Genomic DNA, 22,392 nt, shown 5'->3' on the forward strand with positions numbered 1-22,392 from the left:
CTCAACCCACGGGTGCAACATGGGCGATATTTCAGCGTGTGAGAAGGGGGAATGGCCGGGGTGGTCTTGCCTGTTTGGCGCGTCGCCCCATATCGGTCTCATCGCCTTGCCAAGCCTTTGGGGCGCGGATAGGGTGCGCGCCAATCTTTCCGGGGTCTGTGCGCCCCTTTCAACACGGGAACAACCATATGTTTGCTACGCCTGCTTACGCTCAGGCCGCCGGGGGTGCCGGCGGTGCGCTGACCAGCTTTGCACCTTTGCTGCTGATTTTCGCGATCATGTATTTCCTCATGATCCGTCCGCAGCAGAAAAAGATGAAGGAACACAAGGCCATGGTCGAGGCTCTGCGTCGCGGCGACCAGATCGTGACCGCGGGTGGCCTGATCGGCAAGGTGTCGAAGGTCAAGGACGACACCGAGGTCGAGGTCGAGCTGGCCGAAGGCGTCAAGGTGCGGGTCGTGCGCTCGACCATCGCGCAGGTGATGAACAAGACCGAACCGGCCGAAGCTGCCTGAGCCTGACTGATGCTTGATATCCCCCTCTGGAAACGGCTGCTGATCGTGGCAGCCTGCCTGTTGGGTCTGGCCTCGGCCATGCCCAACCTGTTTTACACCCGCGTCGAGGGCCACAACGACGCGGTCAAGGCGATCGAGGTGTCGGGGTCCAACCCGGTGCTGGACGCCGCCAGGGGGGCGTGGCCGGAATGGCTGCCGTCGGGTCTGGTCAATCTGGGGCTGGATCTGCGCGGCGGCGCGCATCTGCTGGCCGAGGTTCAGGTCGAGGATGTCTATGCCGACCGTCTGGACGGGATGTGGCCCGATGTGCGCGATGCGCTGCGCGAAGTGCGCAACAGCGTCGGCACCATCCGCCTTCAGGACGGCGCGCCCGATGAGCTGCGCGTGCGGATCTCGCGCCCCGAGGGCATGGCCGATGCGCTGGCCGCGGTGCGCGAACTGGCGCGGCCGGTTGTGTCACTGACCGGGGTGGGCTCGAATGATATCGAGGTCACGGGCGACGGGCCGGATGTGGTCGTGCGCCTATCCGAGGCCGAACAGCAGGCCACTGATGACCGCACCATCCAGCAGTCGCTGGAGATCATCCGCCGCCGTGTGGATGAGGTCGGCACACGCGAACCCACCATCCAGCGCCAGGGCGAGGATCGCATCCTGATCCAGGTGCCGGGCCTCGGCTCTGCCGCCGAGCTGAAGGCGCTGATTGGGACCACCGCGCGGCTGACTTTTAACCCTGTTGTCGGACGCACCTCGAACCCCGACCAGGCGCCGGGCGCGCGCAATATCATTCTGCCCTCGCTGGATGAAGAGGGGGTGTTCTACATCATCGAGCAGACCCCGGTCGTAACGGGCGAGGACCTGACCGATGCCCAGCCGGGTTTTGACCAAAACGGCCAACCGGTGGTGACCTTCCGCTTCAACCCCTCAGGGGCGCGCAAGTTCGGGGATTACACGGTCGAAAACGTCGGCTCGCCCTTTGCCATCGTTCTGGATGACGAGGTTGTCTCGGCCCCGGTGATCCGCGAGGCGATCCGGGGTGGCTCGGGCCAGATCTCGGGCAATTTCACCGTTGATGAAAGTAACCGGCTGGCGATCCTGTTGCGTGCAGGTGCGCTGCCGGCCGAGTTGACCTTCCTCGAAGAACGCACCATCGGCCCCGAACTGGGCGCCGACAGTATCGAGGCCGGCAAGATCGCCTGTATCGTTGCCGGTATCGCGGTGCTGGTGTTCATGGTACTTAGCTACGGCCTGTTCGGGGTGATCGCCAATATCGCGCTGATCATCAACGTGGGCCTGATCTTTGGCATCCTGTCCGCCATTGGCGCCACGCTGACCCTGCCGGGGATCGCGGGTATCGTGCTGACCATCGGCATGGCGGTCGATGCCAATGTTCTGGTGTTCGAGCGCATCCGCGAAGAGCTGAAAACCGCCAAGGGCCCGGCGCGGGCGATTGATCTGGGCTATGAACGCGCGCTGAGCGCCATCATCGACGCCAACATCACCACGCTGATCACCGCCGCGATCCTGTTCATGCTGGGCTCGGGCCCGGTGCGGGGCTTTGCGGTGACGCTGGGCGTGGGGATCATGACCTCGGTCTTTACCGCGATCTTCGTCACCCGCCTGCTGATCGTGTGGTGGATGGAACGCCGCCGCCCGAAATCCATCGAGGTTTGAGGAGAGAAAGATGCGACTGAAACTTGTCCCTTCTGAAACCAACTGGGATTTCTTCCGCTTTGCGCGCTTTACCTTTGGCGCATCGGTTCTGGCGGTCGTGCTGTCGATCGTGGCCTTCTTTGCCTTCGGGCTGAATTTCGGCATCGACTTTCGCGGCGGCACGACGATCCGGACCGAAAGCACGCAATCGGTGGACGTGGCGGCCTATCGCGCCGCGCTGACGCCGCTGGGGCTGGGCGACGTGTCGATCTCTGAGGTGTTCGACCCGACTTTCGGCGAAGACAAGCACGTGACCCAGATCCGCATCCAGGCCCAGGACGACCAAGAGGCGATCACCTCGGACACCGTCACCGCCGTGCAAGAGGCGCTCAAGGTCAACGACCCGAGCATCCGCTTTACCTCGGTCGAAAGTGTGGGCCCGAAAGTATCTGGCGAGCTGATCCTGACCGCGGTCAAGGCGGTGGTTCTGGCGATGTGCGCGGTGCTGATCTATATCTGGCTGCGGTTCGAATGGCAGTTCGCGCTGGGCGCGGTTGCGGCGCTGATCCACGATGTGATCGTGACGATCGGCGTCTTCGCGGCGTTCCAGATCCGGTTCGACCTGGCGATCATCGCGGCGCTGCTGACCATCGTCGGCTATTCGATCAACGACACGGTCGTGGTGTTCGACCGTCTGCGCGAGAACCTGATCAAGTACAAAAAGATGGAACTGCGGCAGGTGATGAACCTGGCCGTAAACGAGACCCTGTCGCGCACGGTGATGACCTCGGGCACCACGCTGATTGCGCTGATCGCGCTTTTGGTGCTGGGCGGCGACGTGATCCGCGGGTTCGTCTTTGCGATGACCTGGGGCGTGATCGTCGGCACCTATTCGTCGGTTTTCGTGGCCAAGAACATCGTGCTGTTCCTGGGCGTCAAGCGCGACTGGTCGAAACCGTCGGGCGACGCGGGGACGCAGTTCGGCAATATTGATGCCTGAGGCCCTTGCCGCGGCGCTGAGCGCGCCCGGCCTGGTCTGGCTTGTCCTGACATTCCTGATCGCGGGCGTGGTGCGCGGCTTTACCGGCTTTGGCACGGGGCTGATCTTTATGCCTGTCGCGGCGCGGTTCATCCCGCTGGCCGATGCGATCGTGGTGCTGAACGTTACCGGCATTCTCAGCCTCCTGGTCCTGATGCCCCGTGCCTGGCGCGAGGCCGACCGGGGGCAGGTCGGTGTGCTGGCGCTGGCGGCGCTGGCGACGGCGCCCTTGGGGGTGATGCTGCTGACCTGGCTGGATGGCGGCACGGTGCGTTGGGCGCTGTCGCTTGCGGCCCTTGTCACACTGGTGGCGCTGATGGCGGGGTGGCGTCACGCGCGCCGCCTGGGTTGGCCCGGCCTGGGGGCGGTGGGCGGCGCGGCCGGGGTGCTGGGTGGCATGACCGGGCTCAGCGGGCCGCCGGTGATCCTGTTCTACCTGTCCGGGCCGGGGCGCGTGGCGCAGGTGCGGGCCAATACGGTGCTGTTCCTCAGCGTGCTCGATGCCGGGATCATCGCCAATCTTTTCGCGCGCGGGCTGGTTGGGATGCATGCCATTGGGCTGGGCCTTTTGCTGTCGGTGCCCTATCTTGTCAGCGTGTTCATCGGGCAGGCGCTGTTCCGGCCCGAACGAGAGCGCGCCTATCGCCATGCCGCCTATGCGGTGATCGGGTTGGCCATCGCCACGGGCCTGCCGCTTTTTGACTGAGGACAACCATGCGTCTGAACCAGGTAAACTTTTCGAATGCCAAGCCCGTCGATGGCTATGGCCCCGGTTTCTTTCGGATCGGGGGGGCGGTCGTGACCGGCGCGGTTCTGGTGTCCGAGGCAGGGTTTGCGCCCTGGGGCGGCTATGACGATGCCAAGGCCCTGCTGGCGCTGGCGGGTCAGATCGATGTGATCCTGGTTGGCACCGGGGCCGAGATCGCGCCGCTGCCCGCAGACCTGCGCCGCGCGCTGGAAGAGGCGGGCCTGGGCGTCGAGATCATGAACAGCCCCGCCGCGGCGCGCACCTATAACGTGCTGATGGCCGAGGGCCGTCGTGTGGCCGCGGCGATGCTGCCGGTCTGAAACCGGCCCCTGCGCCTGATTGCCGCTTTCTTGGGGCGGGGGAATGGGTTAAGCGAAATCCATGGTGTTGCGTGTCAGCGATCTAGCCTGCGCCCGAGGCGGCGTGCCGGTTCTGGAAGGGGTCAGTTTCGAACTGACGCCCGGGCAGGCGCTGTTTCTGCGCGGGCCGAACGGGATCGGGAAAACCACGCTGTTGCGCACGGTTGCCGGGTTGCAGCCCGCGCTGGCGGGGCAGGTCGAGGCCGCGCCCGACGCGATTGCCTATGCCGCCCATGCCGATGGCCTCAAGGCCACGCTAAGCGTGTGCGAGAACCTGACTTTCTGGTCGCAGATCTTTGGCGGGCCCGGCATCGAGGGCGCGCTGGATGCGTTCAACCTGCGCGATCTGGCCGACCGGCAGGCGCAGAACCTGTCGGCCGGGCAAAAGCGCCGGCTGGGGCTGGCGCGGCTGTTGGTGACGGGACGCCCGGTGTGGATGCTGGACGAGCCGACGGTGTCGCTTGACCGGGCCTCGGTCACGCTGTTCGCCGAGGCGGTGCAGGCGCATTTGGCCAATGGCGGCGCGGCGCTGATCGCCACCCATATCGATCTGGGCTTTGACGCCGCCGTGCTGGACCTGTCGCCGTTCAAGGCGCGGCCCGAAACGGCGGTGGATCACTTTGACGAGGCCTTTCTATGATCGCGCTGCTCAAACGCGACCTGGCGCTGGCGGTGCGCGCGGGCGGGGGCTTTGGCCTGGGGTTGGCGTTTTTCCTGATCGTCACGATCCTGGTGCCGTTCGGCGTGGGGCCCGACAGCGGTGTGCTAGAGATCATCGCGCCGGGCATTCTGTGGGTGGGCGCGCTGCTGGCCTGCCTGTTGTCGCTTGATCGGATCTTTGCGCTCGATTTCGAGGATGGCTCGCTTGACCTCTTGGCCACGGCGCCGATCCCGCTGGAAGGCGTGGTGGCGATGAAGGCGGTGGCGCATTGGCTGACCACGGGCCTGCCGCTGGTTCTGGCTGCGCCAGTGCTGGGTACGCTCTTGCACCTGCCGCTACCGGCCTATGTCTGGCTGATGGCCAGCCTGGCGATCGGCACGCCGGCGCTGTCGATGATCGGCGCGTTTGGCGCGGCGCTGACCGTGGGGCTGAAGCGCGGCGGGCTGCTGTTGTCGCTGCTGGTGCTGCCGCTTTACGTGCCGACGCTGATCTTTGGCGCCGAAACCGTGAAACGCGGGGCCGAGGGGCTGGCGACCGGCACACCGGCCCTGATGCTGGCGGGGATCACGCTGGCCAGCTGCGCGCTGCTGCCCTTCGCCGCAGCCGGGGCGTTGCGGGTGAACTTGCGTTGAGGCGATCACGCGCTATTCAGTTGAGCGGCACGATTTGAGGAATTAAAGACAGGCCCATGGCATCGATCTGGCAATATGCGAACCCGCGCAAGTTCATGGAAACCACCGACAAGGTGCTGCCCGCGCTGACCGTGCTGGCGGCGGCGGTTGTCGTGGTGGGTCTGGTCTGGGGGTTCTTTTTCACGCCCGATGATTACAAGCAGGGCTCGACCGTCAAGATCATCTTTATCCATGTGCCCGCCGCGATCATGGCGACGGGGGCGTGGTTCATGATGCTGGCGGCCTCGCTGATCTGGCTGATCCGGCGCCACCACGTGTCGGCGCTGGCGGCGCGGGCGGCGGCGCCCGTGGGGATGACATTCACGCTGATCGGCCTCTTTACCGGCGCGATCTGGGGCCAGCCGATGTGGGGCACTTGGTGGGAGTGGGATCCGCGGCTGACCTCGTTCCTGGTGCTGTTCCTGTTCTACATTGGCTATATCGCCCTGTGGGAGGCGATCGAGAACCCCGACGCGGCCGCCGATCTGACCAGCGTGCTGTGCCTTGTGGGGTCGGTCTTTGCCTTTCTCAGCCGCTATGCCGTCTATTTCTGGAACCAGGGCTTGCACCAGGGGTCGTCCATTTCGATGGATAAAGAGGAACACCTGGCCGACGCCTATTCCAACCCGCTGTGGGTCTGCCTGATCGGCTTTGGCCTGTTGTTCGTGGTGCTGGTTCTAGGCCGTACCCGCACCGAGATCCGCGCCCGCCGTATCAAGGCGCTGGAAGCGCGCGAAAGGATGGCCTGATGCCCGATCTGGGGAAATATGCGGGGGCCGTTCTGGGCTCTTACGCGGTGTCGCTGGGCCTGCTGGCGGGGCTGATCATTCTGACATTGTGGCGCGGCGCGCGGATCAAGCGCCAGCTGGCGGCCATGGAAAACCGGCGGGGCGACGATGGCCAAGCGTAAGTTTCCGATCCTGATGATGTTGCCGCCCGTGCTGTTCATCGGGCTGGCGGTTCTGTTCTTTCTTGGGATGGAGCGCGAGAACCCGAACGAGCTGCCCTCGGCCTTTGTTGGTCGCGCGGCGCCGGCAGTGCAGCTGACGCCGCTGGGTGAAGGCGCGACGATCACCGATGCCGATATCGCCGCCGAGGGTGTCAAGCTGGTGAATTTCTGGGCCTCGTGGTGCGCGCCGTGCCGGGCCGAGCATCCGATGCTGGAAGATCTGGCCGCCGAGGGCGTGACCATCTATGGCATCAACTACAAGGACGAGCCCGCGAACGCACTGGGGTTTCTTGACGAGCTGGGCAACCCCTATACCGCCATCGCCGCCGATGCCCAGGGGCGCACCGCGCTGGAATGGGGCGTTTACGGCGTGCCCGAGACCTATGTGATCGACGGGCAGGGCCGCATTCTGCACCGCACCGCCGGGCCGCTGACCCGCCAGATCGTCGAGCGCGACATCCGCCCGTTGCTGACCGGCACCCGCTGAGCGGACAAAAAACAAGCCGCCGCGGCAGGGCCGGGCGGCTTGTCGAGTTTGACCTGAAAATTAAACCCTACTGCGAGCCGAAGAGCAGCAGCAGGAATGCCGTCGCGGCCATGGCCTCGAACACCGGCATCGATAACGCGAATCTGTTAACTTGTTCCAACATGCCTACAACCATAGCGGATGACCTCCACATTTTCGCCCAATTTCTGCCACAGGGCCTTTGAGACGCTTTGTTTCGAGACAATCCGGGGCGATGGCCGGTTTTGTGGCCAAAGGGGCAATGAACAGGCGCAAACCGGTTTGCTTTCATGACAGATGACGTTGCGACTCACTGTGCCAGCCCTGTGGTGAATGTGGGGTAAACGGGGAACAAAGAAAGGCGGCCGATCGGGGCGCCGAACCATCACGGCCTGGGGGACGACCGGACCAGTTCGCCCGAAACGGGAGGGTGCTCGCGGCATGGTCGCGCATGATGGCGGGCACCGCGTCGGCGCTTTTGAGAAAATGCTCGCGCGTGTCTCTCGAAACCTTGATTGGCATGGCGGGATGCTGTGATCTAGGTAGGGAGTGCGACCAAACCGATATGGAAAACCACATGACCCTGTTTGCCCGGGCACGATACATTCTCAGCGCCAGCTTTCTGGCGGGTGGCCTGGCCCTTGGGGCGGTGCCGGTGATGGCGGCGGATGTGTCCAACCCGGTTGTGGTCGAGCTTTACACCTCGCAAGGGTGCAGCTCTTGCCCGCCGGCCGATGCGCTGCTGAATGACCTGGCCGCAAGGGACGATGTGATCGCCCTGTCGCTGCATGTGGATTACTGGGATTACATCGGCTGGAAGGATGTCTTTGCAGACCCCGCCTATACCAAGCGGCAAAAGGCCTATGCCCGCGCCGTGGGCAGCCGTACGGTCTATACTCCGCAGATGATCATCGCCGGCGATGAACACGTCGTCGGCGTGCGCCCGATGGAGGTGATCGAGCTGATCCAGCAGCACAAGGCACGCCCCGGCTCGGTGGCGATGAGCCTGCGCCGCGAGGGCGGCAAGGTGGTGGTTTCGGCCCGCGCCCTGCGCCCCCTGCGCGGCGAGGCGGTATTACAGCTGGTCAGCTATGAGCCACAGGCCGTGGTCGAGATCACCCGCGGCGAGAATGCCGGCCGCACCATCCGCTATTCGAATATCGTCCGCAGCTGGACACCGGTGGCGCGCTGGACGGGCGAGGATGCCTTGAACATGAGCTTTGACGTGCCGGCCGATCAGCCGATCGTGGCGATCCTGCAGGAAAAGGGCCCGGGCGCGATCCTGGCGGCTGCGCGGCTGCGCTAGTCCGTCTCGCGCGCGGCCCGCGCGCGTTCGATCTTGGCCAGCTTTTCGGGCTTCCAGCGGCGGTGAATCCAGAACCACTGATCCATATGCGCGCGCGTGATGGCCTCGAGGCTGTCGTTCAGTGCCTGGGTCATCTGTGTCGGGTCGGTATGGGGGATGGGCGGTTCGACCACGATCTCGAACCCGATGCCGTCGGGCTGGCGCACGCCATAGATCGGGATCAGCAGAGCATCGTATTTCATCGCCATCTCGGCCGCGGATAGCGCGGTCAGGGCCGGTTTGCCGAAAAAGTTCAGCGGCTCGCCCCGTTTCATGAACTGATCGACCAGGATGCCGACGGTGCCGCCTTCGGACAAAAAGCGCAGCATCTGCGCCAGCCCCTTGCGCCCGCGCGGGAACATCGGCTTGCCGATTTCCTCCATCGCGTCGGTGTAATGGCGGTTGAAAAAGGGGTTGCGCATCGGGTTATACAGCGCGCCCACCGGGTGGCCGCGCGCAAACAGCGCGGCGCGTGGCACCATGTAATTGCCGAAATGGCCAGTCACCAGCATGATCGGGCGTTTCTCGGCCATGGCGGTTTCCAGCGTTTGCGCGCCGGGGCCGGTCAGGGGCAGCGGGCGCACGCGGTCCATGAATTGCGGGCCGGAATAGATCTCGATCAGGGTGCGGCCGACATTGTCGGGCACGGCGCGCACAATGCGGCGGACCTCGGCATCGGGCAGGTCGGGCATCACATGGCGCAGGTTCTCGCGGATGCGGCGGTCATAGCCCGCGATCGGCGAGATGATGCGCGCGGTGATCCATCCCATCAGTCGCACGCGCGTGTTCCACGGCAGCGCCAGCATCAGCGCGAACACGCCCCGGATCAACCGGTCTGTCAGCCAGAGAGAGGCCTTCTGGCCGGTCGTGAATTGTTTGGGCATGGGGCCTTCGCGGGTCAGCTGGTGGCGCGGGTTTCTCGATACCACACATAAATCCCGGCCAGAATGATCACAAGGCCCCCCGTCAGCGTCAGCACATCGGGGTATTCGCCAAAGAACAGCACGCCCCAGAGCGTGGCGAAGATCAGCCCCGAATAGATGAAGGGCGCGACCTGGCTGGCCTCGGCCCGCATCAGTGCCGAGATCATCAGGAACTGGCCGATCGCGCCGCTGAATGCCAGCGCCAGCATCAGCAGCATGACCGACCCCGAGGGCGTGACCCAAAAGAACGGCTGTATCGCCGTCAGCAGCGTCGAGCTGATCAGCCCGGTATACAGCATCGAGGTCCAGATGCTTTCCGAGGTGCCGAGATAGCGCGAGGTCAGGGCAAAGCCGCTAAGGCAGACCGCGCCGATCAGGGGCAGGATGGCGAAGGCGGTGAACACGTCCGAGCCGGGCTTGATCACCAACAGCGCGCCGACCAGCGCCGCCGCGATGCCAAAGAGCCGCCGCCGGCCCAATGTTTCGCCCAGGATCAGCGCAGCGCCCAAGGTCATGAAGACCGGGTTGAGGCTGATGATGGCGGTCGCCTCGGCCAGACCGATATGGGCGAGGCCGGTAAAGAACATCGCCGTGGCGATCAGGATGAAGGCCGTGCGCAAAAGGTGCAGCCCGACCCGTTTGGTGCGCAGCTCGGCCGGGACGCGGCGGTTGAGAAACAGCAGCACCAGCGTGGTCTGGCCGGCATATCGGGCCCACAGGATCTGTGGAATGGGCAGGCTGTCGGACAGTTCCTTGGCGCAGGCATCCATCAGGCTGAAGCACAAGATCGCGCCCAGCATCAGCATGATCCCCTGCGAGGCAGGGTTGGCAGTGCCGGGGCCGGTCATGGCCGACGCAATTGATCAGTGTGCGACATGAGTCTGCTTTAGGCGCGTTGTCTGGCGCTGACAAGCGTTATCAGGTGAACGTCAGGTCGGTTCCTCCTCTGGCTGGATCAGGGTCAGCTCGCCCGAGGTTTCCAGAGTGCGGATAGCGGCGATGACCTGGGTCATGGCGGCCTCGGTATCGGCGGGGCGCGGGGTGCCGCGCTCGGCCATTTCCTCGCGCAGCTGGTCTGCCATGCGGCGCGACATGTTCGACAGGATGAACTCGGCCGTTTCCGTCAGGCCCGCGGCCTGGGCGCCGGCCAGCGCGGTGATCAGGTCGTTGGGGTCGACGCCACGGGTGACATTGGGCACATCGCGCGGCTCGATCCGCGAGGGGATGTCGGCAAAGGTAAAGATCGCGCGGCGCACGGTTTCGGCAAAGGCGCTGTCGTCCTCATCAAGCCCGGCCAGCAGGCCGTCGCGGGTGGCGGCGGGCGCCAGGTTCAGGATCGCGCCCATGCGCGCGCCGGGGGGCGTGTCAAAGGCGCGGGGCGGGGCGGCGTCCATCTGCTCGGCCAGAACGCGGCCGATACGGGCGACCATCTCGGGCGGCACGGTTGCCGTTTGCGAGACGGCGCAGGCGATCCGCCGGGCCTGATCGCCGGGCAGCAGGCCCAGCAATTCGGCGGCCTTGGCGGTTGGCAGTTTCGACAGCAGGATCGCGGCGACCTCGGTGCTTTCGGCATCCAGCAGTGGCACCAGCGCGGCGGTATCCTGGGCCGAGATCCGCGCCCATGGGTCGGGCGCGGCGCGCGCGTCCGACCGGCGCAGCCCCGAGGCGGCGGTGGTGCTGATATGGCCCTCGAGCAGTTCCAGCGCGCCTTCGATCCCGCCGGGAAAGCTGAGGCCGATGCGTTCCAGCTCTTCGAGAAACTCGGCCACGACGGCGCGCAGCGTGTCGCCGTCGATATAGCGCATGGCGCCGATCTCGGCGGTCAGGGCGGCCTGCATGTCCTCGGGCATATCGCCCAGCGGCAGGCTGGCGCCTTCGCCCAAGAGCAGGCGGACGATGATCGCAGCCTTGCGGCGGCGGCTGAAGGGCGCACGGGCCGGCAGGCCGCGGGTGGCGGGCGGGCTGGTGAGGGGCTGGGCGGTCACGCGACTCTCCGTAATCAGATACGGACAGGGTGCGCCCTGGTGGTTAATCCGCGGTTAGCGTCAGCTGGAATTCGGCACGCATTGGCGGGTTTCCTCGTTCATCTGCGTGCCCTCGGGGCATGTGGGATGATCGCTGCATTGGGCCGATGCCCCAAGGGCCGACAGCAACAGGACACAGGCGGTAAGGATGGGTTTAAGGGTCATGGCGGATCTCCGGCATATGGGGTGATCCTAGCATGAAAGGGCCGGCGCACGAAGTCCCGCGCGCCGGCCTTGCACGTCAGCTGTCGCCGAAGACGCGCTTGAAGATCGTGTCGACATGTTTGGTGTGATAATCCATGTCGAATTTCTCGTTGATCTGGTCGACGCCCAGGGCGGCAACCACATCGGCATCGGCCAAGAGCTGCTCGCGGAAATCGACGCGCTCTTCCCAGACTTTCAGCGCGTTGCGCTGCACCATGGAATAGGCGTCCTCGCGCGACACGCCAGCCTGGGTCAGGGCCAGCAGCACGCGCTGCGACATCACCAGACCGGGGAATTTGTTCATGTTATCAAGCATGTTCTCGGGGAAGATCAGCATCTTGTCGACGACGCCGGCCAGACGGTGCAGGGCGAAGTCCAGCGTGACGGTGGCGTCGGGGCCGATGCCGCGCTCGACCGAGCTGTGGCTGATGTCGCGTTCATGCCAGAGGGCCACGTTTTCCATCGCGGGGATCACGGTCATGCGCACCAGGCGCGCGAGGCCGGTCAGGTTTTCGGTCAGCACCGGGTTCTTCTTGTGCGGCATGGCCGACGAGCCCTTTTGGCCCATCGAGAAGAATTCGGCGCCTTCCAGCACTTCGGTGCGCTGCATGTGGCGAATCTCGATCGCGATGTTCTCGATCGAGCTGGCGATGACGCCCAGCGTGGCAAAGAACATGGCGTGGCGGTCGCGCGGGATGACCTGGGTGCTGATCGGCTCGGGACGCAGGCCCAGTTTCTCGCAAACATGTTCCTCGACGCGCGGGTCGATGTTGGCGAAGGTGCCGACCGCGCCCGAGATCGCGCCGGTGGCCACTTCCCAGCGGGCCTTTTCCAGACGGTTCTTGTTGCGGTCCATCTCGGCATAGAAGCGGGCAAAGGTCAGGCCCATGGTGGTGGGCTCGGCGTGGATGCCGTGGCTGCGGCCGACGCGCACGGTCATCTTGTGTTCCGTCGCGCGTTTCTTGAGCGCGGCCAGAACCTTGTCCATGCCATCCAGCAGGATGTCGGCGGCGCGCACCAGCTGCACGTTCAGGCAGGTATCGAGCACATCCGACGAGGTCATGCCCTGATGAACGAAACGCGCCTCTTCCGAGCCGACATGTTCGGCCAGATGGGTGAGAAAGGCGATGACGTCGTGCTTGGTCACGGCCTCGATCTCGTCGATGCGGGCCACGTCGAATTCCACGTCCTTGGCCTTCCAGACGGCCTCGGCGTTCTCGCGCGGGATCACGCCCAGATCGGCCATGGCGTCACAGGCGTGGGCCTCGATCTCGTACCAGATCTTGAACTTGGTCTCGGGCGACCAGATGGCAACCATGTCGGGGCGGGCGTAACGAGGGATCATGTGGCAGACCTTGGATTGTGAGGTTTGCCGGTCTCATAAACCCTGACCGCCCGGGCGGCAAGCAGGTGGGGGCTAGTCGTCGTCAACCAGGCGCGTTTCGACGATGCTGCTTTGGGTCAGCGTGTGGTGCACCGGGCATTTGTCGGCGATCTGCAACAGGCGGTCGCGCTGGTCGGGGGTCAGGTCGCCCTCCAGCACGATCTCGCGGGTAAAGCGGTCGGCCTTGGCGTCGCCGCTGGTGTGGCAGGCATCCTGCGCGTGCACCTTGTCATGGCTGACATCGACACGCACATGGGTCAGCGGCCAGCCCTTGCGCCGGGCATACATGCGCACGGTCATCGAGGTGCAGGCGCCCAGCCCCGCGGCCAGATAGCCATAGGGCGACATGCCCTTGTTGGTGCCGCCATAGGCCAGGGGTTCATCGGCCAGCATGTGGTGCCAGGGGCCATGCTGGACATCTTGCAAGAAGCCGGCGGGGTCGGATTCAGACACGCGCACGATGCCCTCGGGCGCGCCGGGGGGCGGTGGCGGAGGGGTCATGGGCAGATAGCGCCCGGCCCAGGCGGCGATCACCTCGGCGGCATAGTCGGCATCCTCGCGCGTTGAAATCAGGTGATCGGCGTCATCGAGGGTGACAAAGCTTTTGGGGTGCTTTGCGGCGGCAAAGATCTGGGTGGCATTGTCGATGCCGACGATCTCGTCTCGGGGGGCGTGCATGATCAGCAGCGCCCGGTCCAGATCGGTGATGGCCTGTTCGAGGCTGGCCTCGGTCACATCACGGATGAACTCGCGCCCGATGGTGACGGTGCGCCCGCCCAGTTCGACCAACATGCTGCCGTCGCCGCGCAGGCGGGGATGGGCCACGGCAAAGTTGCGGGTGACATGGGCCGGATCGAAGGGCGCGCCCAGCGTCACCACCGCGCGGGCCGAGGGGATGTCGGCGGCGGCGCGCAGGATGGCGGCTCCGCCCAGGCTGTGCCCGATCAACAGGCCCGGCGCCATGCCGCGATCCGTGAGGTGCCCGGCGGCGGCGACCAGATCCGCGACATTGGTGGAAAAGCTGGTGTTCTCGAACTCGCCGCCTGAATGGCCCAGCCCGGTGAAGTCGAAGCGCAGCACCGCGATGCCCATCGCCGCCAGCCGTTGCGAGATGCGGCGCGCGGCGTGGATATCCTTACCGCAGGTAAAGCAATGCGCGAACAGGGCGGTGGCTAGGTGCGGGCCTTCGGGCAGGTCAAGGCGCGCGGCCAGCCGGTCGCCGGAATGGCCCGGAAAGGTGATCTTTTGCATCGGCATATCGGTCCCCGTGATGTTCCCCAAAAGGTGACCGTTGGCGCCGCGGTGGACAAGCCATGCGCCGCGCAGGTCACGGGCTGTTGACCGGGCGCGAGCAACCGGCAAGAGAAAACCCCGCGCTTTGGGGCGCGGGGTCTTGTCTGCTCGGGTCTGTGTGGCTGGTCAGACCAGCTGCATCAGGGCCTGTGTAAATGCCGGAGAGGTGCAACCGACGCCGATACCGGTCAGGGCCATGGCGCGGGCGGTCATGTTCAGATTCTCGCCGCGAAGCACGGTATAGACCAGCATCGCGAACCCGGCCGGGAAGGACAGGATCATGATGGTCACGGTCATCAGATAGACGGCCAGCTGCTCCATCAGGCCGATCTCTTCGCGCGGGGGCGGGCGGCGGCTGTCGCGGCTGCGGATCAGGTCATCGGCGAACAGGTTGTTGCGGCTGCTGCGCAGGCGCGCTTCGTGCTGGTCGCTGTCCTCGTAGGTTTCGCGCAGGCGCTGGCGGGTGGCCTCGCCGGCATCGCGCATGTTCACGGCGTTGACAAAGCTGCGGTCAAGCCGCGCATGGGTGGCGTCGACCTCGAGATCGGCACCGGCAAAGGCGGTGCGGGCGGCCGCGCTGAAGCCGTCAAGCGCGGGGCGCGCGGCGCTGCGCACGGCAGAGCGGCGGGTGCGGCGCGCCTGGGCGATTTCGCCGGCGTCCTGCTGCTGCATCATCGCGGTCGGGTTTTCGAATTCTTCGGTGGTGAACAGCGTGTCGCTGAGATCCCAGTGCACCAGGCTGGCCTGATGGTTGCGCAGCAGGTGGCGCACGACATGATAGCAGGCGGCGATCCGGGTGCGCGGAGACACGGTGCGCGACGGGCCGTCCTCGATGGTGACCTCGATCGCGGAATGCACATCCTCGAGCAGGGTCGAGATCATCGCGGCCGAGACCTTGCCCTGGCTGGGGCGTTTGGCCTTGGCGAATTTCTGCGACCATTCGGTCTTGGCGGCGTGGCCCACGCGCACGACCATGGATTCGCTGATAAACATGACGTGGCTGTCTTCGGCCACGGCGGTTTGCTCGAATTCAAGGGCGATGTTGCGGAAGGGGCGCTGCAGTTCGGTGGCGAGTTCAACGAAATCGAGGCGTGGCAGGCCATCGAACATGATCGTCGCGCGGTTGCAGCTCTTTTGTTCCGACATTTCTTGTCTCCAGCTCGTCACCGATTCCCTTTCATGGATCGGTTCCTAGCGTCGAACATCCCAAGGAAATGGGGAGACAGTTTGACGAATTCACACTTTGTTTACCTCATCAGCGCCACAAAGTTCCAATTGTTGCCACAAACATGAATGGGGCGCCAAGCGGCGCCCCATTGTAGAAATTTGCATCTGCCAGTTGAATTAGCAGCTGTAATACATCTGGTATTCGATCGGGTGGGGGGTGTGCTCGTAGGCATAGACCTCTTCCCACTTCAGGTTCGCATAGCCCTGGATCTGGCTCTTGGTGAACACGTCACCGGCCAGCAGGAACTCGTGATCCTTCTCCAGTTCGTCCAGGGCTTCGCGCAGCGAGCCGCAGACGGTGGGGATGCCGGCCAGTTCTTCGGGCGGCAGATCGTAGAGGTTCTTGTCCATGGCTTCGCCCGGATCGATCTTGTTCTTGATGCCGTCCAGGCCGGCCATCAGCAGGGCGGCAAAGCACAGGTAGGGGTTCGCTGCCGGATCGGGGAAGCGGGCCTCGACGCGCTTGGCTTTCGGGCTTTCGGTCCACGGAATACGGACGCAGCCCGAGCGGTTGCGGGCCGAATAGGCGCGCAGAACGGGGGCTTCAAAGCCCGGGATCAGACGCTTGTAGCTGTTGGTCGACGGGTTGGTGAAGGCGTTCAGGGCCTTGGCATGTTTCAGGATGCCACCGATGAAATACAGCGCTTCCTGCGACAGGTCGGCGTATTTGTCGCCAGCAAAGAGCGGCTTGCCGTCTTTCCAGATCGACATGTTCACGTGCATGCCCGAGCCGTTGTCGCCCTTCATCGGCTTCGGCATGAAGGTCGCCGTTTTGCCATAGGCGTGGGCCACGTTGTGGATCACGTACTTGTATTTCTGCAGGTGGTCGGCCTGGGTGGTCAGGGTCCCGAAAATCAGGCCCAGTTCGTGCTGACAGGTCGCCACTTCGTGGTGGTGCTTGTCGACCTTCATGCCCATGTGCTTCATCGTCGACAGCATCTCGGCGCGGATGTCCTGTGCTTCGTCAACGGGGTTGACCGGGAAATAGCCGCCCTTGTGCTCGGCGCGGTGGCCCAGGTTGCCGGTTTCGAATTCGGCGTCGGTGTTCCACGAGGCCGCTTCGGCGTCGATCTGGAACGACACTTTCGACGGTTTGACCGAATAGCGCACGTCATCGAACAGGAAGAATTCGGCCTCGGGGCCGAAATAGGCCACATCGCCGATGCCCGACGAGATCAGATAGGCCTCGGCCTTCTGGGCGGTGCCGCGCGGATCGCGGTCATAGGCTTCGCCGGTGTCGGGTTCGACGACCGAGCAATGGATGGCCATGGTTTTCTCGGCGTAGAACGGGTCGATGTAGACACTGTCGGTGTCGGGCATCAGTTTCATGTCCGAGGCTTCGATCGATTTCCAGCCGGCGATCGACGAACCGTCGAACATAAAGCCTTCTTCGAGGAAATCTTCGTCAACCAGGTCGGCGATGACGGTGACGTGCTGCAACTTGCCGCGCGGATCGGTGAAACGGATGTCGACGTATTCGACACCATCTTCCGCGATGGCCTTGAGAACTGCGTCCTTGCTCATATGACCTTTTCCCTTCTCTGAATTGGTCGCTGTCAGGCCGGGGCGGCTGCCCGGCCGGGTTGTGATGTGTCGGATCAGAGGGCGTCTTCGCCCGATTCTCCGGTACGGATACGAATGGCCTGCTCGACGGGCGAGACAAAGATCTTGCCGTCGCCGATCTTGTCGGTCTTGGCGGCGTTGATGATGGCCTCGATGGCGGCATCCACCTGGTCGTCGGACAGAACCACCTCGATCTTCACCTTGGGCAGGAAGTCGACGACATATTCGGCGCCGCGATACAGCTCGGTGTGGCCTTTCTGGCGGCCAAAGCCTTTCACCTCGATGACGCTCAGACCCTGAACGCCGATTTCCTGGAGGGCTTCCTTCACCTCGTCAAGCTTGAAGGGCTTGATGATCGCTTCGATCTTTTTCAACGGACTCGACTCCCTGGACAGTTGCGAATTTGAATGGTGTCAGACCACTTTCGCCGGGCGGCTACAATTGACTAAGGTGACGCAAGCGGGCGGTCTGGCGGGAAACCGAGTGTGGTGATTAAATTTTGTGCATGTTGATCAAAAAACATGCGATCTGAAAATTTCAAGGGGCGGTCCGATGGCTGAACTTCTGACATCTGCACAAATGCGCGCCATCGAGGGTGCGGCGATTGCATCGGGTGCCGTGACCGGGCTGGAGCTGATGGAGCGCGCGGGCAGGGGTGTCGTCGAGGCCATTTTCGAGACCTGGCCCGACCTGCAAATCGTGCCGCATCGGGCGGTTATCCTGTGCGGCCCCGGCAACAATGGCGGCGACGGGTTCGTCATCGCGCGGCTGTTGCGTGATTGGGGCTGGCGGGTCGAGACATATCTTTACGGCGACCCCGACAAGCTGCCGCCGGATGCGCGGGCGAACTATCTGCGCTGGTGCGAGCGCGGGCCGGTCGAGCGGATCGGGTCGGGCGAGGACGCGCTGCCTCGGGGCGCCGATCTGTTCGTGGACGCCGCCTTTGGTACCGGCCTGACGCGGGCCACTCCCCCCGAGGTCAGCGCCTTTCTGGCCAGTGCGAACCACTCGGATCTGGCCGGGTTGCAGGTGGCGGTCGACATGCCCTCGGGCCTGTGCAGCGACAGCGGCCGGCCGTTGCTGGCGGATGAGGACGATACGGTCGATCCGGTGGTTTCGGGCCAGGTCGGGGCGCCTGATCTGGTGGTGACGTTTCACCGGATGAAGCTGGGCCATGTGCTGGGCGAAGCCTATCGTCTGGTGCCGCGGGTGGTGATCAAGGATATCGGCCTGGATGGGCCCTTGCCGTCTGAGACGCAAACGGTCGTGGCGCGGGTGGCGACGGGTGGTGCCGGCGATTTCCGCAAGGGGGCCGGGGCGCATAAATACGCGCATGGCCATGCAGTGGTTCTGTCGGGGCCGCAGGGGCGTTCGGGTGCGGCGCGGCTGGCGGCGCGGGCGGCGTTGCGCGTGGGCGCGGGGCTGGTGACGGTTGGCGCGCCGCCCTCGGCCATGGATGAATGCGCGTCCCAGCTGACGGCGGTGATGCTGCGGCAGGTGCGCGACGCCATGGCGCTGGACGAGTTGCTGCAAGATCAGCGGCTGAACGCGCTCTGCCTGGGGCCGGGAATGGGCGTGTGCCGCGACACCCGCGAGATGGTCGAGGTGGCGTTGGCGTCCGGTCGTGCTTCCGTGCTGGATGCCGATGCGCTGACCGTTTTTGCCGATGATCCCGAGGCCTTGTTCGGGATGCTGCACGGCAATTGTGTGCTGACACCCCATGCGGGCGAGTTCGCGCGTCTGTTCCCCGATCTGGCGGAAAAGCTGGCCGGTGCTGCGGTGCAGGGGCCGGCCTGGTCCAAGGTCGATGCGGCACGCGAGGCGGCGGCGCGGGCCGGGTGCGTCGTGCTGTTCAAGGGGGTCGATACGGTCATAGCGGCGCCCGATGGCGGGTGCCGTGTCAATGCCGCGACAGGAGACCGCGCGGCGCCGTGGCTGGCCACGGCCGGGTCGGGCGATGTGCTGGCCGGGTTGATCACCGGCCTCTTGGCGCGCGGAAAGATGGCGCCCGATGCGGCGGCGCTGGCGGCCTGGCTGCATGTGGAATGCGCGCTGGAATTCGGTCCCGGCCTGATTGCCGAGGATCTGCCCGAGATGCTGCCGCAGGTGTTTCGGCGGCTTGGCGTCTAGTGCAGCCGCACCTGTCGCGTCGCCATCGGTTTGCACGCCAGGTAGAACCCGTCGCCCAAGACCACCTCGTCAATATCGAAATGCAGCGCGAACAGACGGGCGCGGGGCGGAAAGCCGTCGCGCTGATCGACCCGCACGCTGACCCGGCGCAGGATGCGCGCGCCGTTGCGGGTAATGACCTGATCACCGGGCGAAAGATATTCGATCGGCAAGGTGCCATCGAGCGTATGGATCAACGTGCCGCTTGGCACGGCGCCGCGCAAAACGGAATCGGGCCGGAACGACGCCTGCCGCGTCGCGCGTCCCTGGGACATTCTGGTCATGTGAAACCTGCTCGTTTCATTTTATCGTTTTGCGACAGGCTACGTTAAAAAACCCTTTCGGGCGAGCGTTTTCTTGTCGCTTTTGCTCTCGCCAGCGTGGGCGGGCTTTGCTAGAAGGGCGCGGTTTCGGGCCAGCGCCCGACGGATGCGGGTGTGGCGAAATTGGTAGACGCACCAGATTTAGGTTCTGGCGCCGCAAGGCGTGGGGGTTCAAGTCCCTCCACCCGCACCATCTCATATCAGCTAGAACTATTTTTCTGCGCAGAACTGATGGTGGGTCGTTGTGGGCATTATTGAAGATGAGTTTTTAAAGACGATTGAAAAAGAAATCGAAGAGGCGCTGGAAAGACACACAGAGCTTATACCTGATGACCTAGACAAGGTGACGGAAGAAACAATCCAGTCATCTCTTTCCGAACTTATCGATGTCTTTCCAGACGCGCTGGAAAGATCATCCACAAAGATCGTTCAAAGGGGTAGACGGGACCAACTCGGTTTCGAAAAAAGGTGCTACCGAAGATGGCGTGGAGCTTTTGAACTTTACGACATCATCCTTGGGGTTGCCACGGAAGTGGGTGAAAAGCACGCGCAAGAGCATTTTGAAGAAAGCCAAGTGGGGCCGGATTATATATTTGGGGCGCTTACTTTTCTGCATCCTCGAATGCTGCTTGTTGCGAGTGAGATCGGAGCGCTGCTTAGAGCAGGATTTCCAGATGGTGCTCTCGCTCGGTGGAGAACCCTCCACGAGATTTCGGTTGTTGCGATGTTCATATCGCAGAACGATCAGGACACTGCGAAGCGCTACTTGGCGAGCTTCCAGTTCAACGATCACCGCGCGGCACTTCAGGTCAACGAATACGCGGACCGTGCAAACCTAACGCCGTTTTCTCCTGAAGAGATAGCGGAGATGAGGGCAGTATGCTCAGCCATTGAGGGTGATTTGGGACGGGCCATTGGTAAAGATTATGACTGGGCAAAGGAAGCATTGGACACGAAGCACGTAACGCTTTTTGATCTGGAGAAAGCAACTGGGTTGGATCACTGGAGGCCCCGCTACCGATGGGCCTCTCAGCACACACACGCGGGCCATCGTCCACTTGATCGACTGCTTGGAATGGTAGAAGCAAAGCGACCGGTAAACCTTGTTGGCTCCTCGAACTCAGGGTTTGTCGACCCGCTCTCGATGGCTGGGATTTCAATTGCGATATGTTGCACGGCCTTCTTCGGCACAAAACCCACAATGGACAGCGTTGTGGCGATGAAGTCTGTCGAAGTCTTGGGAGACAGGTTGGGGCAAGTCGCTCTCAGATTGGAGGCAGAAACTTTGGAACCTCACGAGCAGCGACGGGCAATCTTTGGTCTTCCTAAACGGCTATTGGATTGGTTGGGAGCGCTCGTTTCGAGAGGTTTTTCCTAGGTGCCACCTGCGCGATTTCTCATTGCCGCGCCAAAACCGATGATACTGTAAAACCCGTGGCGCACTCAGACACCCTGTCTGTGGACATCGCAAGTGCAAATCACAGTGATATAGTTGGTAACGTGGTGGGTAACGCAGTGACTCGTGAAACCCTTCAAATTCAAAAAGTTACGTGGTGAGTGCCAGACTTAGATTCTGGTGCCTCAAGGCGTGGGGGTTCAAGTCCCTCCACCCGCACCAAGCTGAATTCAACGGAAATGTAAGCGCCGGAATGATGGCAGTGGGTTGGCTGCAGGGATCTGGTATTGCCCTGTGCCCGATATGCGCGGATCTCAACACCAAAGACCGCCAGTGGCGGCCTTGATACGTAGCTTATCCATTTGGGATTTTTGGCTCCGGCGGTAGGGATCGAACCTACGACCAATTGATTAACAGTCAACTGCTCTACCGCTGAGCTACGCCGGAACACGGGGGGCGATATAGCAAGCTGGTTTCGTGGCGTCCAGAGGGTTTGCCAGAAAAAGTCGAAGAAAGTTCACCTGAGCGAGTAATGCGTTTCCAGCCCGTGTTCTCCTTCGGGTTCGGCCAGGTTTCTGTCTGTCAAATCAATGAGATGCGCCAGCACGTTCCGGGTGGCGGCGCCGATCAGGCCGGTGGGGATGTCGGTATAGATGCGTTGGGCCAGGGCGCGGGGGGTGGCGGCGTCGCGGCCCAGGGTGGCGCGGATTTCCGCTTCGCGGCCCTGACGGTGGGTCAGCAGTTCGCGCACCCGGTCCTGGGGCGCATTGATCGGGTCTCCGTGGGCGGAATAGAACACGCGGTCAGTGCGCGGTTCAAGTTTGCGCAGCGAGTCCATAAAGGCGCCCAGGTCGCCATCGGGGGGCGAGACCATCGAGGTGGCCCAGCCCATGACGTGGTCGCCCGAGAACAGCGCGTCGCCCCAGGCCAGGCAGATATGATTGCCCATATGGCCCGGCGTCCAGATCGCGTTCAGAGACCAGCCATCGCCGTGCAGCGTGTCGCCGTCGCCCAGCAGCTCGTGCGGGGCGAAGTCGCGGTGTACGCCTTCGCCGCCGCCCAGCCCCTGCAGTCCGACCAGGTCTTCGCGCCGGCCGGCGGTGCTGTCGCCAAAGGCCACCAACGGCGCGCCGGTGGCCTGATGCAGCGCCGGCGCCAGCGCGGTGTGATCGATGTGGGAATGGGTGCAGACGATGTGGCTGATCGTTTCGCCGGGCGCCAGGGCGCCCAGAATCGCCGCCATATGGGCCGGATCATCGGGGCCCGGGTCGATCAGCGCCACGCGGCCTTCGCCGACGATATAGGTGTTGGTGCCCAGATAGGTCATGGGTGAGGGATTCGGCGCCAGGATGCGGCGCAGACCCTCTTCGGGCCGGTCCACGCGCCCCGGCTGCGGATCATTCTTGTCGGTCGCATTCATGTTCCGCTTCCTTCTGCTGCGGTG

Annotated in this window: 24 protein-coding genes and 3 tRNA genes; 15 read left to right on the forward strand and 12 right to left on the reverse strand. The window is 63.8% G+C overall.

Annotated features, from left to right (window positions below; genetic code table 11):
* The first annotated feature begins 188 nt into the window (after positions 1–188).
* The 11 genes from yajC to OE856_RS02635 all read left to right on the forward strand — a co-directional run bounded on the left by yajC (position 189) and on the right by OE856_RS02635 (position 8,403).
* Entirely contained in the window at positions 189–515 is a 327-nt protein-coding gene (gene yajC / locus OE856_RS02585; protein ID WP_263714484.1) for a preprotein translocase subunit YajC, read from the forward strand.
* A 9-nt stretch (positions 516–524) separates the two neighbouring features.
* Entirely contained in the window at positions 525–2,186 is a 1,662-nt protein-coding gene (gene secD, locus OE856_RS02590; RefSeq protein WP_263714485.1) for a protein translocase subunit SecD, read from the forward strand.
* A 10-nt stretch (positions 2,187–2,196) separates the two neighbouring features.
* Positions 2,197–3,165 (forward strand): protein translocase subunit SecF, encoded by a 969-nt coding sequence (gene secF / locus OE856_RS02595; RefSeq protein WP_263714486.1) that lies wholly within the window; start codon positions 2,197–2,199, stop codon positions 3,163–3,165.
* Positions 3,158–3,910 carry a TSUP family transporter gene (locus OE856_RS02600; protein ID WP_263714487.1) on the forward strand — a complete coding sequence of 251 codons (753 nt, stop codon included), beginning with the start codon at positions 3,158–3,160 and terminating at the stop codon, positions 3,908–3,910. The genes secF and OE856_RS02600 overlap by 8 nt, the downstream gene beginning before the upstream one ends.
* Before the next feature lie 8 nt (positions 3,911–3,918).
* The gene (locus OE856_RS02605) at positions 3,919–4,272 is read left to right on the forward strand and encodes an Mth938-like domain-containing protein (RefSeq protein ID WP_263714488.1); all 354 of its coding nucleotides are present in this window, start codon (positions 3,919–3,921) and stop codon (positions 4,270–4,272) included.
* A 61-nt stretch (positions 4,273–4,333) separates the two neighbouring features.
* Positions 4,334–4,951, forward strand: a complete 618-nt coding sequence (ccmA, locus tag OE856_RS02610) for a heme ABC exporter ATP-binding protein CcmA (RefSeq protein WP_263714489.1) — start codon at positions 4,334–4,336, stop codon at positions 4,949–4,951.
* Positions 4,948–5,604 carry a heme exporter protein CcmB gene (gene ccmB / locus OE856_RS02615; RefSeq protein ID WP_263714490.1) on the forward strand — a complete coding sequence of 219 codons (657 nt, stop codon included), beginning with the start codon at positions 4,948–4,950 and terminating at the stop codon, positions 5,602–5,604. Before ccmA ends, ccmB begins: the two co-directional genes overlap by 4 nt.
* A gap of 56 nt (positions 5,605–5,660) precedes the next feature.
* On the forward strand, positions 5,661–6,392 hold the full coding sequence (locus tag OE856_RS02620; RefSeq protein WP_263714491.1) for a heme ABC transporter permease: 732 nt from the start codon (positions 5,661–5,663) through the stop codon (positions 6,390–6,392).
* Complete coding sequence (ccmD, locus tag OE856_RS02625) at positions 6,392–6,553, forward strand: heme exporter protein CcmD (protein WP_412174847.1); 162 nt, start codon at positions 6,392–6,394, stop codon at positions 6,551–6,553. Before OE856_RS02620 ends, ccmD begins: the two co-directional genes overlap by 1 nt.
* Entirely contained in the window at positions 6,540–7,079 is a 540-nt protein-coding gene (locus OE856_RS02630; protein ID WP_263714492.1) for a DsbE family thiol:disulfide interchange protein, read from the forward strand. The genes ccmD and OE856_RS02630 overlap by 14 nt, the downstream gene beginning before the upstream one ends.
* A gap of 595 nt (positions 7,080–7,674) precedes the next feature.
* Complete coding sequence (locus OE856_RS02635) at positions 7,675–8,403, forward strand: DUF1223 domain-containing protein (protein ID WP_263714493.1); 729 nt, start codon at positions 7,675–7,677, stop codon at positions 8,401–8,403.
* Here the strand turns inward: OE856_RS02635 and OE856_RS02640 are convergent.
* From OE856_RS02640 to OE856_RS02680, 9 genes are all read right to left on the reverse strand, one after another.
* Positions 8,400–9,326 carry a lysophospholipid acyltransferase family protein gene (locus tag OE856_RS02640; RefSeq protein ID WP_263714494.1) on the reverse strand — a complete coding sequence of 309 codons (927 nt, stop codon included), beginning with the start codon at positions 9,324–9,326 and terminating at the stop codon, positions 8,400–8,402. The two genes, OE856_RS02635 and OE856_RS02640, sit on opposite strands and share 4 nt — an antisense overlap.
* Positions 9,327–9,340: 14 nt before the next feature.
* Positions 9,341–10,213: a DMT family transporter gene (locus OE856_RS02645; RefSeq protein WP_263714495.1), complete on the reverse strand. Its 873-nt coding sequence runs from the start codon at positions 10,211–10,213 to the stop codon at positions 9,341–9,343.
* 81 nt (positions 10,214–10,294) lie between these two features.
* On the reverse strand, positions 10,295–11,350 hold the full coding sequence (locus OE856_RS02650) for a flagellar motor switch protein FliG (RefSeq protein WP_263714496.1): 1,056 nt from the start codon (positions 11,348–11,350) through the stop codon (positions 10,295–10,297).
* Between the two features lie 60 nt (positions 11,351–11,410).
* The gene (locus OE856_RS02655; protein ID WP_263714497.1) at positions 11,411–11,554 is read right to left on the reverse strand and encodes a hypothetical protein; all 144 of its coding nucleotides are present in this window, start codon (positions 11,552–11,554) and stop codon (positions 11,411–11,413) included.
* Between the two features lie 76 nt (positions 11,555–11,630).
* Complete coding sequence (gene purB, locus OE856_RS02660) at positions 11,631–12,938, reverse strand: adenylosuccinate lyase (protein WP_263714498.1); 1,308 nt, start codon at positions 12,936–12,938, stop codon at positions 11,631–11,633.
* Positions 12,939–13,010: 72 nt separating this feature from the next.
* Complete coding sequence (locus OE856_RS02665) at positions 13,011–14,234, reverse strand: bifunctional alpha/beta hydrolase/OsmC family protein (protein WP_263714499.1); 1,224 nt, start codon at positions 14,232–14,234, stop codon at positions 13,011–13,013.
* A 162-nt stretch (positions 14,235–14,396) separates the two neighbouring features.
* Positions 14,397–15,416 (reverse strand): hypothetical protein, encoded by a 1,020-nt coding sequence (locus OE856_RS02670; RefSeq protein WP_263714500.1) that lies wholly within the window; start codon positions 15,414–15,416, stop codon positions 14,397–14,399.
* A 198-nt stretch (positions 15,417–15,614) separates the two neighbouring features.
* Positions 15,615–17,021 (reverse strand): type I glutamate--ammonia ligase, encoded by a 1,407-nt coding sequence (gene glnA / locus OE856_RS02675; protein WP_263714501.1) that lies wholly within the window; start codon positions 17,019–17,021, stop codon positions 15,615–15,617.
* A gap of 74 nt (positions 17,022–17,095) precedes the next feature.
* Complete coding sequence (locus OE856_RS02680; protein WP_263714502.1) at positions 17,096–17,434, reverse strand: P-II family nitrogen regulator; 339 nt, start codon at positions 17,432–17,434, stop codon at positions 17,096–17,098.
* Between the two features lie 178 nt (positions 17,435–17,612).
* Here OE856_RS02680 and OE856_RS02685 point away from each other — a divergent pair, with 178 nt between their 5' ends.
* Positions 17,613–19,190 carry an NAD(P)H-hydrate dehydratase gene (locus OE856_RS02685; protein WP_263714503.1) on the forward strand — a complete coding sequence of 526 codons (1,578 nt, stop codon included), beginning with the start codon at positions 17,613–17,615 and terminating at the stop codon, positions 19,188–19,190.
* On the opposite strand, the gene OE856_RS02690 is transcribed toward OE856_RS02685, so the two are convergent.
* On the reverse strand, positions 19,187–19,513 hold the full coding sequence (locus OE856_RS02690) for a Hint domain-containing protein (protein WP_263714504.1): 327 nt from the start codon (positions 19,511–19,513) through the stop codon (positions 19,187–19,189). The genes OE856_RS02685 and OE856_RS02690 overlap by 4 nt on opposite strands.
* A 147-nt stretch (positions 19,514–19,660) precedes the next feature.
* On the opposite strand from OE856_RS02690, the gene OE856_RS02695 reads away from it, so the two are divergent.
* From OE856_RS02695 to OE856_RS02705, 3 genes are all read left to right on the forward strand, one after another.
* Positions 19,661–19,745 (forward strand) — tRNA-Leu (locus OE856_RS02695).
* Positions 19,746–19,796: 51 nt separating this feature from the next.
* On the forward strand, positions 19,797–20,930 hold the full coding sequence (locus tag OE856_RS02700) for a DUF5677 domain-containing protein (protein WP_263714505.1): 1,134 nt from the start codon (positions 19,797–19,799) through the stop codon (positions 20,928–20,930).
* Between the two features lie 125 nt (positions 20,931–21,055).
* Positions 21,056–21,170, forward strand: a tRNA-Leu gene (locus tag OE856_RS02705).
* Positions 21,171–21,320: 150 nt separating this feature from the next.
* On the opposite strand, the gene OE856_RS02710 is transcribed toward OE856_RS02705, so the two are convergent.
* A tRNA-Asn gene (locus tag OE856_RS02710) sits at positions 21,321–21,395 on the reverse strand.
* A gap of 70 nt (positions 21,396–21,465) precedes the next feature.
* Positions 21,466–22,368, reverse strand: a complete 903-nt coding sequence (locus OE856_RS02715; protein ID WP_263714506.1) for an MBL fold metallo-hydrolase — start codon at positions 22,366–22,368, stop codon at positions 21,466–21,468.
* Positions 22,369–22,392 lie beyond the last annotated feature (24 nt).

The organism is Actibacterium sp. XHP0104 (assembly GCF_025751515.1).
Lineage (GTDB): Bacteria > Pseudomonadota > Alphaproteobacteria > Rhodobacterales > Rhodobacteraceae > Actibacterium_D.